The organism is Nocardia sp. NPDC049190, assembly GCF_040648115.1.
Taxonomy (GTDB): domain Bacteria; phylum Actinomycetota; class Actinomycetes; order Mycobacteriales; family Mycobacteriaceae; genus Nocardia.
Genome location: NZ_JBEZDE010000008.1, coordinates 102,410 through 122,489 on the forward strand (window position 1 = coordinate 102,410; position 20,080 = coordinate 122,489).

The following is a 20,080-nucleotide window of genomic DNA, read 5'->3' on the forward strand; positions in this document are numbered from 1 at the left end:
GATCGACTCGGGAACTCGCCGGGAACCATTCAGACCGCCGGTGGCGCCTCCCGCGGCGGTTCGAGCAGACCCGCGAGCTGTGGACCGATCTCGGCGAGCGCCTCGGGGGTGGCCATCTGCTGATGGTTCGCCTCGATCGGGCGATCGACGATCTCGCCGGCTACGTAAGGCCGCCATCGGGTCGCCGCCGCCCGCAGATCCGCCGCGGTCTGCCCAGGGCCGCCGATGCCTGCGCTGAAGTACTCGAGTGTGCCGTGGTACACCTCGGGACGGTATTCGGCGATCAGTTCGACCGATCGCACCGCACTGCGATAGATCCCGCGCAGCCGCTCCTTGGTCAGCACGGCCAACTCGGGCGGAATCGATGCGTGCAACGAGTTCAGCGCCTCGTCACCGAGCTCATGGATGTCGCCGTCCTCGGCGATCGCGTCCGCGCCGATCCCGATCTCGGCCAAGCCCTGGCGGATCGCGCCGCGGAAGTCGGAGACATCCACATCCGGGTAACTGTCCAACATGGCCAGCAGCGCCACCTGTTCGCCGACCGCTTGCAGCTCGGTCGCCACCGCATGGGCCACGACCCCGCCCAACGACCAGCCGAGCAACCGGTAGGGTCCGGCGGGCTGCACCGCTCGAATCTCGGCGACGTAGCGACGGGCCATCTCGGTGAGCGATTCGGGCAGATAGCCTTCCTCCGACAAGGCAGGCGACTGAATGCCCAGAATGGGCTGCTCGGGCGGCAGGAACCGGGCCAGACCCACATAGCTCCACGACAATCCGTACATCGGATGCAAGCAGAACAGCGGATCCGCGGTCCCTTCGGCCCGGATCGGCAGCAGCACCCCGAGCCCGTCGTCGGAATCCGGGCCGAAATCGTAGCCCTGCGCCAGCGCCGTCTCGATCCGGCCGCTCAGGCCCGCCACGGTGGAATCGGTGAAGAACCACTGCACTCGGACCTCGGCGCCGGTCACGCGACGCAACCGGCTGACCGCCTGCGTCGCGATGAGGGAATTACCACCGAGACCGAAGAAGTCGTCGTCGAGACCTACCTCCGCGACGCCGAGGACCTCGCCGAATACCCCGGCCACGCGCTGTTCGAGCGGGGTGGACGGTGGCCGGAATCGTGCCTGCTCGAGCACGGGCTTCGGCAGTGACGCGCGATCGAGCTTGCCATTCGCCGTCAAGGGAAGCGCGCTCAGTTCGATGATCGCGGCCGGCACCATGTACGACGGCAATTGCGTCGCGAGCACCGCGCCGAGCTGCTGAGTGTCGATCCCGCCGTGGGTGACGACGTAGGCGACGAGGCGATCCCCCGCGCTCGGATCCGTATGAGCGACAACCACGGCGGCCGTGACTTCGTCCTGGCGCAGCAGCGCGGCCTCGATCTCACCGAGTTCGATCCGGAATCCGCGAATCTTCACCTGGAAGTCCGTACGGCCTCGATATTCCAGAACACGGTATTCGGGTCGTTCGGTAAGACTGGCGTCCGCGCCGCGAACGGCATTCCACGCCACCAGGTCGCCGGTCCGATACATCCGGGTGCCGTGCCCGAACGGGTTGGCCACGAAACGATCCGCCGACAGATCCGGCCGACCGAAGTACCCGCGCGCCAACTGGGCCCCGGCCAGATACAGCTCGCCGGAGACGCCGGCGGGCACCGGCCGCAATCGTGCGTCCAAGACGAACACCTGACTGTTCCATTCCGGCGCACCGATGGGTACCGAGGCCACATCGGTCTCGGTCACTCGATGACTGGTGATGGACACCGCCGCCTCGGTCGGACCGTACAGGTTGTACAGCGCCACCTCCGGATTCGCGGACCGGAAACGCTGTGCCGTCGCGGCGGGCAACGCCTCACCGATGGCGAGCACTCGCCGCAAGGACGCGGGCAAGCGCGCGTCCGAGTCGATGAGCAACGCGTCGAGCATCGCGGGCACCGTGTGCAGGGTGGTCACCGCGGTGTCGCGGAGGAGACTGTTCAGGTACGACGGATCACGATGCCCCTCCGGCGTCGCGATCACCAGTCGTCCGCCGGACACCGCGGCCGACCAGAACTCCCAGACCGACAGGTCGAACGTCGCCGCCGTCTTCAACAACACCGCATCGTCGGGTCCCAACCCGAACTCGGCCTGTTTCCAGAGCAACTGGTTGACGATCGCACCGTGCGAGATGGCGACACCCTTCGGGCGGCCGGTCGAGCCCGAGGTGAAGATCACGTACGCGGTGTTGGCCGCGGTGAGTTCACCACGCCGTTCCGCGGCGCTGATCGGCTCGTCGCCGTACTCGGACAGATCGAGTTCGTCGATACGCACCGCTTCGGGCGCCGAACCCCGTCGATCCCGGATGACCGGCGCCGCGTCCACGACATCGGAGGGCGCGCCCTCGACCGTGACGGGCGCGATGGTGGCGTCGAATCCGTCGCGGCTCGTCGTCAGCACGCACGCCGGGGCGCTACCGGCCAGGAGGTACTCGGTCCGCTCGGCCGGATGATCCGGATCGATCGGCACATACGCGGCGCCGGCCTTGGCGACCGCGTACATGGCGACAACAAGATCGACCGAGCGGCCGATTGCCAGCGCGACCCGCGATTCCGGACCGATACCTCGCGAAATCAGGTACCTGGCAAGACGGTTGACCCGCCGGTCCAGTTCGGCGTAGGTCAGGGTCAGCGTGGCCACACCATCCCCCGACTCGTCGGCGGCGACCGCGATGGCGTCGGGTGTGGCAGCCACCGATGCCTCGAGGAGCGTCACCAAGGTCGCCGACTCCGGCACGGGGTGATCGGTGGCGTTGGGCGCCGACACCAGCGCGGTCAGCTCGGTCTCGGCCAGCCACGGCAGGTCACCGACCGGCAGCCGGGAATCCGCGACGACGGCGCGAATGATCCGCGCCAGCCGATCGATGAATTCCTGTGCCGTTTGCCGATCGAACAGGTCCGTGGCGTAGGTCATGAATCCACCGATGCCCGCGGGGTTTCCGTCCTCGTCGTAGCCGTCGGCCACAATCAGATGCAGGTCGAACTGCGAGAGTTGCGTGTCGATGCCGAACGACTCGACCGAAAGACCCGACAGTTCCAGCGTGGCTCTGGCCAGGTTCTGGAACGACAGGCCCACCTGGAACAGCGGGTGCCGTGCGGTCGAGCGAACCGGATTCAGCACCTCCACGAGTCGTTCGAACGGAACGTCGGCGTTCGCGAAGGCCTGCACGTCCGTCTCACGCTGGCGGGCGAGCAGATCCGCGAACGACAGCGCGGGATCGACCCGACTACGGAAGACCAGCGTATTGACGAACATGCCGATCAGCTCGTCCAGGACGGCCTCACCGCGTCCGGCGATCGGGGTGCCGATCGCGATGTCCTCGGTGCCGGACAGCCGGGACAACAGCACAGCGAACGCGGTGTGCACCACCATGAACAGGGTGGCGCCCTCGGCCCGCGCCAGCTCGATCAACGCTCGGTGGGTGTCCGCGTCGATGTGCACATCGACCTTGCCACCGGCGAACGACTGAACCGGCGGGCGCGGTCGATCCGACGGTAGTTCCAGCTGATCCGGCAACCCCGCCAACGCCGCCCGCCAGTAGGCGACCTGCTTGGCCGCGAGCGAATCCGCGTCGTCCTCACTGCCGAGCAGCTCACGCTGCCAGACGCTGAAATCGGCGTACTGCACCGGCAGCGGCGCCCAGTTCGGCGCCGCACCGGTCGAGCGCGCCGCGTACGCGGTCATCAGATCGCGCGTCAGCGGACCGACCGACCATCCGTCGGCACTGATGTGATGTACGGCCATGGCCAACACATAGGCGCGCTCGGGTCCGGCGGCATCGATCTCGAAGAGTGCGACGCGCAACGGCACCTCGGTGGTGACGTCGAAGATGGTCGAGACCAATTCGACCACGGAGGTCTCGATCTCGGCCGCACCGACCGTTCGCACGATCAGGTCCGGAATCGCCTGCGCCGGCGGCAGAATCACCTGTGCCGGACCACTGTCGGTCTGCGGGTAGACGGTGCGCAGGATCTCGTGCCTGCCGATGACGTCGCCGATGGCGGCGCGCAGTGCGGGCACATCGAGGTCACCGGCCAGGCGAACCGCGACCGGCACGTTGTAGGCCGCCGATTCGGTGTCGAACTGGTTGAGGAACCACATGCGCTGCTGCGCGAGCGACAGCGGGATGTGCTCCACCGTCGCATCGGGGTGCGCCGCCGCTGGCCGGGGCCGTGCCACCAGGGCACGGCGCTGCTCACCAGCACCCGCCTGTTGTTCGACCTTCACTGCCAGTCCGGCTACCGTGGCCGCCTCGAACAACAACCGCACCGGCACCCGCGAGTCCAGCGCGGCGCCCAACCGTGCCGCCACCTGCGTCGCCAGCAGCGAGTTCCCGCCGAGCGCGAAGAAATCGTCGTCGCGGCCGAGGTAGCGGGCGCTGTTGCGGTCGCCGAGCCCGAGCACCTCGGCGAAAATATCCGCGATGATCTGTTCGATCGGCGTGGTCGGCGCCCGGAAGACCGCTTTTTCGAAGACGGGCTCGGGCAGCGCTTTTCGATCGAGTTTGCCGACCGGGGTCAGCGGAATCTCATCCAGTACCACGATCGCGGCGGGCACCATGTGCGGCGGCAGGGTCCGCGCGGCATGGTCGGTGAGGTCAGCGGTATCGATGGACCGGCCCGGCGCGGCGAGCACATAGGACACCAGCGTTTTTCCACCGGCCGTATCGCGGCCGAGTGTGACCGCGAACTCGACGTCCGCATGTCCGCCGAGCACGGCGTCGATCTCGCCCAGCTCGATGCGGAATCCGCGGATCTTCACTTGGAAGTCCGAGCGGCCGACGTAGTCCAGTTCCCAATCTCGCGGCGCCGGGCCGCGATCGCCCGCCGTGTCGCCAGGTTCGGCGTACCACCGCACCACGTCACCGGTCCGGTACATCCGAGTTCCCGGCGCACCCCACGGGTTCGCGACGAACCGCTCGGCGGTCAGACCCATGCGGTGCTGGTAGCCACGGGCAAGCGCGCCACCGGCCAGATACAGCTCTCCTGCGACGCCGGGCGGCACCGGATTGAGCCGGGTATCCAGCACCAACGCCGACATGCCGTGCACCGGCTTGCCGATAGTGATGTGCCGCCCCGCGGTCAAGGCGGCGTACGACGCGATGATCGTCGCCTCGGTCGGCCCGTACCCGTTGACGTATCGCCGTCCCGGCTGCCATTTGGCCAACAGTTCCGGAGTCGTCGCATCGCCCGCGACCGACACGACTTCGAAGTCGTCCAGACCGTCCGGCGCGACCGTCCCGAGCATCGCCGGCGTGATGACGGCGTGTGTCACCGCTTCGGCCTGCAGCAGCTCGCCCAGATCCGAGCCGCCGAGCACAGTCGGCGGCACGACCACCAACGTCGCGCCGTTATAGAACGTGCACAACCATTCCAGCACCGACACGTCGAAGCTCGGTGAGCAGACGTGCAGGAACCGGTGTTGCGCCTGGATGCCGTACAGCTCGGTCGCGTACTCGACCAAGCTGGCCAGCCCCGCGTGGGTGACGGTGACGCCCTTCGGCATACCCGTCGATCCCGACGTATAGATCACATACGCCGGATGCCGCACCGTCAGCGGCCTGCGCCGGTCCGCATCGGTGACCGGCGCGGTGGACTTGTCGGCCAGCAGATCATCGGTGCCGGGATCGTCGAGCACCAACCACGCGACCTCGTCGGGCAACTGGTCGACGTACTCGGCGCCGGTGAGTCCGATGACCGCCTTCGAATCGGTCACCATGTGCCGCAACCGATCCGCTGGATATGCCGGGTCGATCGGAACGTACGCTCCACCGGCCTTGGCCACCGCCCACACCGCGGCGACCATCTCGTACGACCTCGAGAAGGACAGCGCGACCAGCTTTTCCGGGCCGACGCCACGGTCGATCAGTACCCGCGCCAACCGCGACGAGTACTCGTCGAGTTTGCGGTAGGTGATCGACCGGCCTCGATCGCGCACCGCGATATGCCCAGGACTCGACCGCGCACCGCGGGTCAGCAGATCCGGCAGCAGTCCGGCCGACAGCACATGGTCACTGTGTACGCGGGTGAGTGACGTACGTTCGGCGTCGGCCAACAACGGCAGATCACCGACCGGACGATGCGGCGCAGTCGCGATCGCCGCCAGCAGCCGGGTGAACCGCTCGGCGAGAACCCGCATCGTGGCGTCGTCGAAAAGGTCACGGGCAAAAGAGAACTCGGCGTACATGCCCGCGCCGTCGGCATTGCCGCCCGCCTCCCGGACGGTCAGGAACAGATCGAACTTCGCGGTCTCGACATCGAAATCGACCGCTTCGACTCGTAATCCGGGCAGCTCGAAGCCGGTCTGCGGCAGGTTCTCGAACGAGAGCGCCACCTGGAACAGCGGATGCCGCGCGGTCGAGCGCTCCGGGTTGAGGATTTCCACCAGCCGCTCGAACGGGATGTCGGCGTGCGCGAAGGCCCCCAGGTCGGCGTCTTTGGTCCGCGCGAGCAACGCACTGAAGTCCTCCGCACCCCGCACCTGCGTGCGCAATACCAGGGTGTTGACGAACATGCCGATGACATCGTCGAGTTCGGCCTCGCCGCGGCCGGCGACGGGCGTCCCGATGGCGATATCGCCGGTACCGGACATCCGGGCCAGAAACAGCGCCAGCGCGGCGTGCACGACCATGAACATCGTCGCGTTCTGCTCGCGAGCCAGTCGAACCAAGCCCGCATGCACCGGCGAGTCGATCACGAAATCGACCTTGCCGCCGGCGAACGACTGCGTGACCGGGCGAGGACGGTCGGCGGGCAGGTTGAGTTCGTCCGGGAGGCCGGCCAGCGTGGTGCGCCAGTAGTCCGCCTGCTCGGTGATCAGGCTCTGCGGATCGGTCTCCGAGCCGAGTACCTCGCGCTGCCAGACGCTGAAATCGGCGTACTGCACCGGCAACGGCGCCCACGCCGGGGCCGCGCCGCCGCTGCGTGCGACGTAGGCCAGCATCAGATCACGGACGAGCGGCCGCATCGACCAGCCGTCCGCGCTGATGTGGTGGGCCACGAATACCAGGACGTATTCCGTCGCGCCGAGTTGGAACAGATCGGTGCGGAACGGAACTTCCACCGTGACGTCGAAACCGGCGGCGACGGCCCGCTGCACTTCCGTGCCGACGCGGTCCAGCTCCAGCGACACAGGTGTCAGATCGACCGGGACCTCGCCTGGTTCCAGAATCTGTTGCACCGGTCCATCGGGGGTCTGCGGGTAGATGGTGCGCAGGATCTCGTGCCGGGCGACCATATCCGTGACCGCCGCGTGCAACGCGGCGACATCGAGTTCACCGGTCAACCGAATCGCGACGGGAATGTTGTTGACGGCGGAGGCGGTGTCGAACTGGTTGAGGAACCACATGCGCTGCTGCGCCAACGACAACGGAATCCGCTCCGGACGCGGACCCGCCACCAAAGCGCGACGGCCACCGGCCCCAGCATGCTGCTCCACCTTGACCGCGAGTCCCGCGACCGTCGACGCCTCGAACAACACCCGCACCGGAACACGCGCGTCCAAGGCCGCACCGATCCGCGCCGCGACCTGCGTCGCCAGGAGCGAATTACCACCGAGCGCGAAGAAATCGTCATCCGCGCCGACCCGCTCGACACCGAGTACCTCGGCGAATACGCCGGCGACGATCTCCTCGACCGGCGTCGACAGGGCACGGAACGCCTGAACCTCGAATTCCGGCTCCGGCAACGCCTTCCGATCCACCTTGCCGTTGACATTGAGTGGCAACGCATCCAGAACCACGAAAGCCGACGGCACCATATAGGACGGCAACCCCGCGCCGAGTTCGGACTTGACCTCCCCTACATCGACGCCCGTGTCGACATCGGCAGCCACCACATAGGCAACCAGGCGGTCACCGGTCCGCGGATCCGACTTGGCCACCACCACCGATTGCGCGATGTCAGGCAGCGCCAGCAACGCGGCCTCGATCTCACCCAACTCGATACGGAAACCACGAATCTTCACCTGGAAATCCGTACGGCCCCGATACTCGAGTTCGCCGGCACCGTTCCAGGCCACCAGGTCACCCGTGCGATACATTCGGGCGCCGAGCTGGAATGGGTTGGCCACGAACCGATCCGCGGTCAGATCCGGCCGACCGACGTAGCCGCGCGCCAACTGCGCACCCGCGAGGTACAGCTCACCGGAAACGCCCGCCGGGACCGGCCGTAACCGTCCATCGAGGACGTAGACCCGGCTGTTCCATTCGGGCGCACCGATCGACACCGACGTCGCATCACCGAGCGTGACACGATGGCTGGTAATCGACACCGCCGCCTCGGTCGGCCCGTAGAGGTTGAACAGTTCGGTGCGCGAGTGCGCACGCAGCAACCGTTGCGCCAGCACACCGGGCAAGGCCTCACCGATCGCGAGCACCCGCCACAACGAGTCCGGCATGCCGGCGGTCAAGAGTGCGTCCACCATGGACGGCACCGCATGCAGTGTGGTGACCCACTCACGGGCCATCAATTCGTTGAGGTAGGCGGGATCCCGGTGACCGTCAGGCGCGGCAATCACCAAGCGACCACCACACACCGCCGCCGACCAGAACTCCCACACCGACAAATCGAACGTCGCCGCCGTCTTCAACAACACCGCGTCCGCGGCATCGAGCCCGAACTCGACATTCTTCCACTGCAATTGGTTGGCGATCGCGCCATGCGACACCGCGACACCCTTCGGGCGCCCCGTCGAACCCGACGTGAAAATCACGTACGCCGTGTTCTGCGACCGCAACGGCGACACACGATCGCCATCGGTGACGACAGTGGTAGCCACCGCCGCCAAGTCGAGCTCATCGATCCGCACCACCGGCGCGACATCCGTACCGAACCCGGCATCGGTGTTGGTCAGCACACACACCGGCGCGGCGGTCTCGAGAATGTAAGCGGTCCGCTCCGCCGCCTGATCCGGATCGATCGGCACATACGCACCACCGGACTTCGCCACCGCGTACATGGCGACCACCAGGTCCACCGATCGGCGAAGCGCGAGCGCCACCCGCGACTCCGGACCGACGCCCAACGAAATCAAATGTCGCGCAAGACGATTCACTCGCGCATCGAGCGCGCCGTAGGTCAGTTCTACCCGCCCGGCGCCCGTCGGATCGTCACACACCAGTGCCACCGACTTCGGGTCCGCGGCGACGGTGGCATCCAGCAGCGACACCAACGTCGCCGAGGACTCCACAGCGACATCGGTCGCATTACGCCCGACAACCAATTCCGCCCGCTCGACGGCGTCGAGCAATTCGATATCGCCCACGGCGACATCCGGAGTCGCGACGATCGCGCTCAGCAAACGAACGAACCGATCGACGAAGCTCGCTACCGTGTCCCGGTCGAACAGGTCGGTCGCGTAGGTGAAAATCCCACTGATGCCGAGGGGTTCGCCCGCCTCACCGTAGTGGTCGGTGGCGATCAGGTGCAGGTCGAACTGTGACAACGCGGTGTCGATATCGAACCCGGCGACCGTGATTCCCGGCAACGCCAAGCTCGTCCGCGCCAAGTTCTGGAACGACAACCCCACCTGGAACAAGGGGTGCCGTGCCGTCGACCGCACCGGGTTGAGAACCTCCACGAGCCGCTCGAACGGCACATCGGCGTTCGCGAAGGCCGCCACGTCCCGCTCGCGCTGCCGGGCGAGCAGATCGTTGAACGCGACCTGTCCGTCCACCTGCGTCCGGAACACCAGCGTGTTGACGAACATGCCGATCAGCTCGTCCAACACCGCCTCACCGCGACCCGCCATCGGCGTCCCGATCGCGATATCGTCGGTGCCGGACAACCGCGACAACAGCACGGCGAGCGCGGTGTGCACGACCATGAACAGCGTCGCACCCTCCGAGCGCGCCACCTCGAGCAACGCCCGATGGGTGGCCGCATCGATCCGCAGCTCCACCTTGCCGCCGGCGAAGGATTGCACCGCGGGACGCGCCCGATCCGACGGCAGATCCAATTGATCCGGCAACTCCGCCAATGCGGTTCGCCAATATCCGATCTGCTTGGCGGCCAGCGACTCCGGGTCGTCCTCGCTGCCCAGCAGGTCACGCTGCCACATGCTGTAATCCGCGTACTGCACCGGCAACGGCGCCCAATTCGGCGCAGCTCCCGCCGAACGAGCCGCGTATGCCGCCATCAGGTCCCGGGTCAGAGGGCCGACCGACGAGGCATCACAGGAAATGTGATGCACCACCATCGCCAGTACGTACTCGGCCGCCGCGGCAGCGCCGACGGAGGCTGCGACCAGCGTGGACGCCTCGGTGCCGGATTCCATGGATCGCACCGGCGCGCCGGAATCCGCGGTACCGTCGGCGATCCGGAACAAGGCTGCCCGTACCGGCACCTCGCTGGTCACATCGAAGATCGTCGACGTCAACGCCACCACGGCGGATTCGACATCCGCCAGCGCCACAACCTGCACGTCCAAGCGCGGGACCGCCTGCCCCGGCGGCAGGATGACCTGCACCGGACCACCATCGGTGTCCGGATAGACGGTGCGCAGAATCTCGTGCCGGACCACGACATCCGACACGGCCTGCTGCAGCGCGGCGATATCGAGCGCCCCGGTCAGCCGTACCGCGATCGGCACGTTGTAGGCAGCCGACTGGGTATCGAATCGGTTGAGGAACCACATCCGCTGCTGCGCGAGGGACAACGGAATGCGCTCCGGGCGCGGACCCGCCACCAACTCCCGGCGACCGCCCGTTCCCGCGTGCTGCTCCACCCGTTGCGCCAGCCCCGCGACCGTGGACACCTCGAACAGCGTCCGCACCGGCACCTTCGCGTCCAACGCTCTACCGACGCGCGCCGCGACCTGGGTCGCCAGCAGCGAATTGCCGCCGAGCGCGAAGAAGTCGTCATCGGCGCCGACGCGGTCGGCGCCGAGCACCTCCGCGAACACATCGGCGACGATCTCCTCGATCGGCGTCGACGGCGCACGGAATACCTGCGCCGTGAATTCCGGATCCGGCAATGCCTTTCGATCCAGTTTGCCGTTGGCATTGAGCGGCAACGCATCCAGAACCACGAAGGCGTCCGGCACCATGTAGGACGGCAACCCGGCACTGAGCGCCGACTTCACCTGCGCGACGTCGACGGTTGTGCCGACCGGCACCAGGTAGGCGACCAACCGATCACCGGTGTGCGGACTCGATCTGGCGAGCACCGCGGTGTGAGCCACCTCCGACAGCGACCGCAGCGCCGCCTCGATCTCGCCGAGTTCGATTCGGAAGCCGCGAATCTTCACCTGGAAGTCGGTGCGGCCCCGATACTCCAACTCGCCGTGTCGATTCCACGCCACGAGGTCACCGGTCCGATACAGGCGCACTCCCGGTTCGAACGGATTGGCCACAAACCGATCCGCCGTCAAGTCGGCACGGTTCAAATAGCCGCGCGCCAACTGGGTACCGGCCAGATACAGCTCGCCGGCGACGCCGACGGGCACCGGATGCAACCGCGCGTCCAGCACGTATACCCGGCTGTTCCATGCTGGTGCGCCGATCGGCACCGACAGCCGATCGGCCTCGCTCACCGGATGGCAAGTTATGGACACCGCCGCCTCGGTCGGCCCATACAGATTGAACAGCGCGGCCTTCGGATTCGCGATCTGGAAGCGCTTCGCCGTCTCGGCGGGCAATGCCTCGCCGATCGCCAACACCCGCCGCAGCGCGGAGGGCGGGGTGTCATTGTCCGCGCCGGCGACCAACGCTTCGAGCATGGACGGCACCGCATGCAGTGTGGTCACCGATTCGCGGGCCATCAGCTCGTTCAGGTACGCCGGATCACGATGCCCGTCGGGCGCCGCGATCACCAGCCGTCCCCGGCATGCCACCGCCGACCAGAACTCCCACACCGACAGGTCGAACGTCGCCGCCGTCTTCAACAACACCGCGTCGTCGTCCTCGAGACCGAACTCGAACGACTTCCACAGCAACTGGTTCACGATCGCGCCATGGGAGACCGACACGCCCTTGGGGCGTCCGGTCGATCCCGACGTGAAGATCACATACGCCGTGTTCGCCGGCCGCAGCGGCGCCAACCGCTCCGCATCGGTGATCGCGGAACCGGGATGTTCGCTGACCTCGGGTCCGTCCACTCGCAGCACCGGCGCCGCGTCGGACGCGAAGTCCGTCCAGGCGTCGGTCAACAGACAGACCGGCGCCGCTGTCTCGAGAATGTAGGCAGTCCGCTCGGCGGGCTGATCCGGGTCCACCGGCACATAGGCGCCACCGGCCCGCGCCACCGCGTACATGGCCACGACCAGGTCCACCGACCGGCGCAACGCCAGCGCCACCCGTGATTCCGGGCCGACACCTTCCGCGATCAGGTAGCGGGCCAGCCGGTTGACCCGATCGTCCAGCTGCGCGTAGGTCAGTTCTCGACGACCGTCGACCGTGTGCGGTTGGTCGGCCACCAGCGCGACCGCGTCCGCCGCCGCGGCGACGGCGGAATCCAACAATGTCACCAGCGTGGCGCTGCCGAGCAGCGCGGCAGGCTCGATCACCCGGTCGGTCGCGTTCCGCTCCGACACCACGTCGAACCGCTGCGCGGCATCGAGAATCTCGATGTCCCCGACCGGCATTGCCGCATCCGCCACCACCGCGGCCAGAACGCGCGCCAACTGCTCGGCGAAACCCCGCACCGTGACCGCGTCGAAAAGGTCCGTGGCGTAGGTGAAGTAGCCACCGATCCCCGCCGCGGCGCCGGCCTCGTCATAGGTGTCGGTCACGATCAGATGGAGATCGAACTGCGACACATTCAGATCCGCCTCGACCCCGGCGATCGCCAAGTCGGGCAACTCCAGCGCGGTCCGCGCCACGTTCTGGAACGACAAACCCACCTGGAACAGCGGGTGATGGGCGGTGGAGCGACGCGGATTGAGCACCTCCACCAGCCGCTCGAAGGGAATATCGGCATGCGCGAACGCCTGCAGATCGGTTTCCCGTTGTCGTGTCAACACATCGGTGAACGACTCACCGCCCGACAACCGGGTGCGGAATACCACGGTATTGACGAACATTCCGATCAGGTCATCGAGTTCGCGCTCACCTCGACCCGCGACCGGTGTACCGACGGCAATATCGTCGGAACCGGACAATCGCGCGAGCAGCACCGCGAGCGCGGTATGCACGACCATGAACAGGGTGGCCCCATTGGCTCGTGCGAGTCGCACGAGGCCGGCGTGCGTGGCGGCATCCACCGACACTTCGACCCGAGCGCCGGCCATGGATGCCACAGCGGGTCTGGGCCGGTCGGCGGGCAGCTCGAGCAGGTCGGGCAACTCGGCGAGGTGTTCGCGCCAGTACGCGATCTGTTGTGCGGCAATGGACTCGGGATCGGATTCGTCGCCGAGTGCGGCTCGCTGCCAGAGCGCATAGTCGGCGTACTGCACCGGCAGTGGCGTCCACGCCGGGACATGACCCGCGGTCCGCGCGGCATAGGCCACGGTCACATCGCGTACCAGCGGCCCCATCGAGGAGGCGTCGGCCGCGATGTGATGGACCACGACAGCGAGCACATACTCGGGTGGTGCGTCGACGGGGCCGCCGCCGATCTGCCACACCCGCACCCGTACCGGCACCTCGGAGGTCACATCGAACGGCGTCGACGCCAGCGCGTACACCGCCGCGGCAACCTCGGACTCGGTCACCCGTTCCGGCGTGACATCCAGTTCCACCTGTCCGGCCGGTAGTACGACCTGCACGGGGCCCTCCGTGCTTTCCGGGTACACGGTACGCAGCACCTCGTGCCGTGCGACCACATCGCCGAGCGCCGCACCCAGTGCCGCGACATCGAGCGAGCCGGTGAGCCGGAGCGCGAACGGCAGGTTATATGCCGCCGAACCCAACGCCGCCGCGGCATCATCCTCGACTTGGTCGAACCGGTTGAGGAACCACATCCGCCGCTGCGCCAAGGACAACGGCAACCGCTCCGGCCGAACGAGACTGCCCAGCTCGACACCGCGACGGCCATGCGTCTGCGACTCGATCGCCGTCGCCAGATCGGTCACGGTCGGCGTCTCGAACAACGCCCGCACCGGAACCCGCGCGCCCACCGCGGCGCCCAGCCGCGCGACCACCTGCGTGGCGACGAGGGAATTGCCGCCGAGGGCGAAGAAATCATCATCGGCGCCGACGCGGACCAGTCCCAGCACGTCCCCGAAGACTCCGGCCACGACCTCTTCGACCGGCGTCGCAGGCGCACGGAATTCGCGGCTGGCGAACGTCGGAGCCGGCAGTGCTCGACGATCGAGTTTCCCGCTCGAGTTCAACGGGAGAGCTTCCAGCGCGACGATCGTGGCCGGAACCATGTAGGCCGGAAGCGTGGCGCCGATTTTCGCCAGCAATTCCGCCGGCTCGATCGACTGCCCAGGAGCGGCAACCGCATAGGCGACCAGCTGATCACCCAGCGTAGACGGCGCGACCAGTGCCACCGCCTGGCTCACCGAGGGCTGAGCCAGCAACGCCGTTTCGATCTCCCCCAGTTCGATGCGTTGCCCGCGAAATTTCACCTGGAAATCAGTGCGACCGAGGTATTCGAGCCGATGCGACAGGTCTCCCGTCGGCGCATGCCACATCACCAGATCACCGGTCCGATACATTCGCCGACCGGCGTCGAACGGATTGGCGACAAACCGATCCGCGGTCAGATCCGGGCGCCGCACGTACCCGCGGGCGAGCTGATCGCCCGCCAGATACAGCTCCCCCGCCACCCCGGCGGGCACCGGACGCAGCCGTGCGTCCAGAACGAAGAGCTGGGTATTCCACTGCGGCAACCCGATCGGCACCGACCGCCGATCCGCACCCCGAGCGGGCCAGTAGGTCACCGACACCGCGGCCTCGGTCGGTCCGTACAAGTTATGTACTCGAGCATCCGACACTGCGTGGATGGCAGCCACCGTCTCCGGCGGCAACGCCTCACCGATCACGAAGATGTGCGCCAGACTCGGACACGCGCCCACCGCGGTATGCGCGGCGAACACCGTCAACATGGACGGCACGAAATCGGTCACCGTCACCCGCTGTGCGGCGATGACGTCCGCGACATAGGCCGGATCACGATGACCATCCGGCGTCGCCACCACCAATTTCGCCCCGACGCGCAACGGCATGAAGAAACCCCACAGCGACACATCGAATGTCGTCGCGGTCTTCTGCAAATACACGTCGTCCGGACTGAGTGGATATTCGGCCAGCATCCACTCGATCTGGTTGTGAATCGCCGCATGCGAAACCGCCACACCCTTGGGCCTGCCGGTCGACCCCGAGGTGAAGATGACATAGGCCGGATGCTGCGGCAGTACCGGGCGCACCAGTTCCTCGGCGCGCACCGGCGCGCTGTCGAAGGAATCCAGCTCCAGCAGGTCGAGATGAAGCAGCATTGTGCCGGACGGGACCGGCACGGCGTCCGCGATCGTGGTCACTACACAGGCAGGCTGTGCCGTATCGAGAATATGGGCGATCCGGTCATCCGGATGATCCGGATCCAGCGGCACATACGCGCCACCGGCCGTCACGATCGCGTACATGCCGACAACCAGATCGACCGAACGCCGAATCGCCAACCCCACCAACGACTCGGCCCCGATACCCTGCGAAATCAGCAGCCGAGCGAGTCGATTGACGCGCTCATCGAGCTCGCGATAAGTAAGTTCGACACCCTCGTAAACGACCGCGACCGCGTCCGGATACGCAAGCACCGCCCGGCGATAACCATCGAGCAACAGTTCGGCCGCCACCGGTTGGCGGGTGTTGTTCCAGTCGACCAGAATTCGATCGCGCTCGGCCGTCGTCAACAGGTCTATCTCGCCGACGACCTGTCCCGGGTCTGTCGCCACAGCAGCGAGCAGACGCTCCAACCGCCTGGCGAACTGCGCGATCGATGATTCATCGAACAGGTCGGTGGCATAGGTGAACATCGCCGACAATCCGGCCGCGATATCCTCGGCCCGAGGCGGAACCACGGTCAGCTGTAGATCGAATTTGGCGACCACGCCACCGAATTCGACAGCGGACATGGAAAGGCCGGGCAATTCCAGTCGCGGGGAGTCCAGGTTCTGGAAGAACAGCGCGACCTGGAACAACGGGTGATGGGCTTGCGACCGAACCGGGTCGAGCACTTCCACCAGCCGCTCGAACGGCAACTCGTTGTGCGAGAACGCCGCCAGATCCGTTTCCTTGGTGGCCGCGAGCAACTCGGTGAACGAGGCGCCGAGGTCGATTCGGGTCCGCAGGGCCAGCGTGTTGACGAACATGCCGATCAGATCGTCGAGTTCACGCTCGCCACGGCCGGCGACCGGCGTGCCGATGACGACATCGTCGGTACTCGACAACCGGCCGAGCAGTACCGCGAACGCGGCGTGCACGACCATGAACAAGGAAACGCCGGTGCGGTGGGCCAGCTCGGTCAGCTCCGCATGCGTTCGCGCCGGAATCTCGAAGGAGAACGCCGCACCCCGACCGGAAGCGACCGGCGGTCGGGGCCGATCCGCGGGCAACTCCAGCCGATCCGGGATGCCATCCAACGCCGTACGCCAGTAGTCGATCTGGGTGGCAGCCAGCGATTCGGGATCGGACTCGGCACCGAGGACCGCGCGCTGCCACACGGTGTAATCCGCGTATTGCACCGGCAAGGGCGCCCAACTCGGTGCGGCGCCGGCGACCCTGGCCAGATACGCGGTCATCAGGTCCCGGATCATCGGCGCGACGGACGCGCCGTCGGCGGCGATGTGGTGGATCACGACAACAAGGACATGCTCGGTGTGGTCAGGATGATCCGTGGACTCCACGCCCCGCCCGATGTCGCCGAGGGCGATTCGTAGCGGGACCTGCGCGGCCACATCGAAACCGGCGGACGTGGCTTCGAGCAGCCAGTCCGCGAGATCCGCCTCGGCCACCGGCTGTGGCGTCAGCGTGGAAACCGCCTGCTCGACAGGCAGGATCTCCTGATAACCGACGCCGTCCGACGCGGGATACACCGTGCGCAACGTCTCGTGCCGACCGATCAGATCGGCGACCGCCGCCTGCAAGGCCGCCACGTCCAATGCCCCGGACAGCCGGACGGCGAACGGAATATTGTTCGCCGCCGACACCGGGTCGAACTGATTGAGGAACCACATCCGCTGCTGCGCCAACGACAACGGAATCGGCGGCGTCTCGCCGCCTCGCTCCGGGCGCGGCACCGGCGCCAGCGCGCGACGTCCGCCTCCGCCCTGCAGCGATTCCAGCCGCGCCGCGAGCACGGCGACCGTCGACGCATCGAAGATCACCCGAGCCGGCATTCGCGTGTCGAGTGCCGCGCCGAGCCGAGCGATCACCTGGGTGGCGACCAGTGAATTACCGCCCAGGTCGAAGAAATCGTCGTCCGCGCCCACCGGGCGGTCCGCACCCAGACCGAGCACTTCGGCGAAGGTGGTCGCCACGAGCTGCTCGAGCGAAGTGGACGGTGCGCGGAATTCCCGTTCCTGGACAACCGGTTCGGGCAACGCGCGGCGATCCAGCTTGCCGTTCGCGTTCAGCGGCAAAGCCGACAGCACCACGATCGCCGCGGGCACCATGTACGACGGCAGCCGCGCCGCGAGGTGCTCCCGCAACTGTGCCACCGACAACTGTTCGGCGTCGGCGTTGTCCGGCCGCTGCGCACCGACGACATAAGCGACCAGCTGATCGCCCAGGTGTCCGCCGGACCTGATCATCGCGACGGACTGCGCTACCGAATCGTGCGCCGACAATGCCGATTCGATCTCGCCCAACTCGATGCGCAGACCGCGCAGCTTGACCTGGAAGTCGGTGCGGCCGAGAAAGGTGAGCGAACCGGTCGCGTCACCGGAGACCAGGTCACCGGTGCGGTACATCCGGCTGCCCGGCGCACCGAACGGGTTGGCGACGAACCGATCCGCGGTCAGATCGGCGCGACCGAAATAGCCGCGCGCCAACTGCACGCCCGCCAGGTACAACTCTCCCGCGACACCCGAAGGCACCGGATGCAGGCGCGAATCGAGCACGTACGCCTGCGCATTACGCACCGGAAGGCCGATCGGGACCGCACCCGCTACGTCGTCGGCGACCGGAGCATGCGTGGCGTGGACGGTGAATTCCGTCGGCCCGTACAGGTTGTACAGTGCCGCCGAACTCACCCGACGGATCGCCTGAACGGTGTCGGAGGTGAACGCCTCGCCCGCGACGAGCAGCGCTCGCAGCGAGCCGAGTCCCACCGCCCCTGCAGCCCCCGCCGCATCGGCACTGTTCGCGAAAACGGTCAACATCGACGGCACGAACGAGGTCATGGTGACGCGCTCGGCCGCGATCACTTCGGCCAGATACCGCGGATCGCGATGCCCGTCCTGGCTGGCCACCACGATCCGACCACCGGTGGTCAGCGGACCGAACAACTCCCACACCGACACATCGAAGGTCGCCGGCGTCTTGAACAACACCACGTCATCGGCGCCGATGCGGTACTCAGCGGTGATCCAACGAATCTGGTTGACCACCGCGGCATGCGCGACCGCGACGCCCTTCGGGCGACCGGTCGAACCCGAGGTGAAAATCACATAGGCCGGATGCGCCGGACGCAAGGGAGCGATCCGCTCCCGATCGACCACCGGCTCGCCGGAATAAGCGGACAACTCCAGCTCGTCCAGCGACAGCGTGGTCGCCCCCGCACCGTCGAAATCGTCGCCCGATCTGGTCAGTACACACACCGGCGCCGCCGATTCGAGCACGTACCGGATACGCTCCACCGGCTGATCGAGGTCGAGCGGAACATATCCGGCGCCCGCCGCCTGCACCGCGTATGCGGCGACCACCAAATCCACCGAACGCCGGATACCCAGCGCGACCAGGGTTTCCGGACCGACACCCGCGGCGATCAACCGCCGCGCGAGCCGATGTACCCGGGCGCCGAGTTCGGCGTAGCTCAGCGACTCCCCACCGGCGACCGACCGGTCGACCACCGCGATCGCCTCCGGGGTCGCCGACACCTGGGCGTCGAACAGGTCGACCACCGTAGTCGCAGCGGCCTCGACCGGCTCCGGACCGCCGAGGAATTGACGGGTCAGACCTCCCGCGATCGGTTGCGCCCAACGCCGCACCAGAGCCGGCGGGCTCGCCTCGCCGATCGCGACAACAACGCGCAGTTCATCCAATCCGGCCGGATCCAGCGCGGCCAGTGCGGCGGGGGCGGCGAATACATGCGTCACATGCTCCTGGCGCAACAATGCCGCCCACCGCGCGCCGCCGAGCCCGGTAGCCGACACAATCGTCGCCGCACTGCTGATGGCCAGCATCAACTCGAGCACCGACTGATCGGAGGACGGTGCGACGAAGTGCAGAGTGCGCGCTTGCGCGGTCAGCTGATAACGCTCCCGCTGCTCGGCACCGAAACCGGCCAATCCGGCCTGCGCGACCACCGTCCGCTCCGGCTGCCCGGTCGAACTCCGCGGATAAATCACGTATGCCGGATGCTCGGGCTGCAACGCGCGCACCCGATCGATATGGGTCACCGCATCGGCCGGTTGCTCCTGGAGCACACGCTCGAACTCCGGCGTGTCGACGACCGACCACTCCACCGGTCCAGGCAGCTGATCGCGCACCGCGGCGACGGTCAACCCGAACACCACGCTGGGATCGGAGATGATCCGCGCGATCAAGTCCGGCGCATCGCCAGGATCAACCGGCACGAACCCCGCACCGGTCTTGGCGACCGCCCACATCGCCACCACGGACGCGAGCGAGTGCGGCATACCCACCGCGATCAAATCGTCGGGGCCGATGCCACGACCGATCAACACCCGGGCCAACCTTGTCGAGCGGGCATCCAGCTCGGCATAGCTCATTCGCACCGCCGACCCGCCCTCGACGACGCCGTCGGGTCGCCGCGCCGGTTCCACGACCGCGACGCCGTCCGGATTCGTCTCCACCACCATCGCCAGCAACTGCGGCAAGGTGGTGACCCGCGGCCGCCGAGTCCGGGTGGGCCGCACACGTGCCGGGCGTGTCATGCACGTTCCCCGACGCCGGTCACGATGTACAGTTTGTCGGCCAC

The 20,080-nt window shown here is 67.2% G+C and carries 1 protein-coding gene; it reads right to left on the reverse strand.

All coding sequences use genetic code 11. The features are described from left to right. Positions 1-29: 29 nt before the first annotated feature. Positions 30-20,036 (reverse strand): non-ribosomal peptide synthase/polyketide synthase, encoded by a 20,007-nt coding sequence (locus tag AB0B25_RS09925; RefSeq protein WP_357176851.1) that lies wholly within the window; start codon positions 20,034-20,036, stop codon positions 30-32. Positions 20,037-20,080 lie beyond the last annotated feature (44 nt).

Bases quoted from the DNA above. Each gene is read 5' to 3' on its own strand.
- AB0B25_RS09925 (WP_357176851.1), bottom strand. From the start codon at position 20,036: ATGACACGCCCGGCACGTGTGCGGCCCACCCGGACTCGGCGGCCGCGG.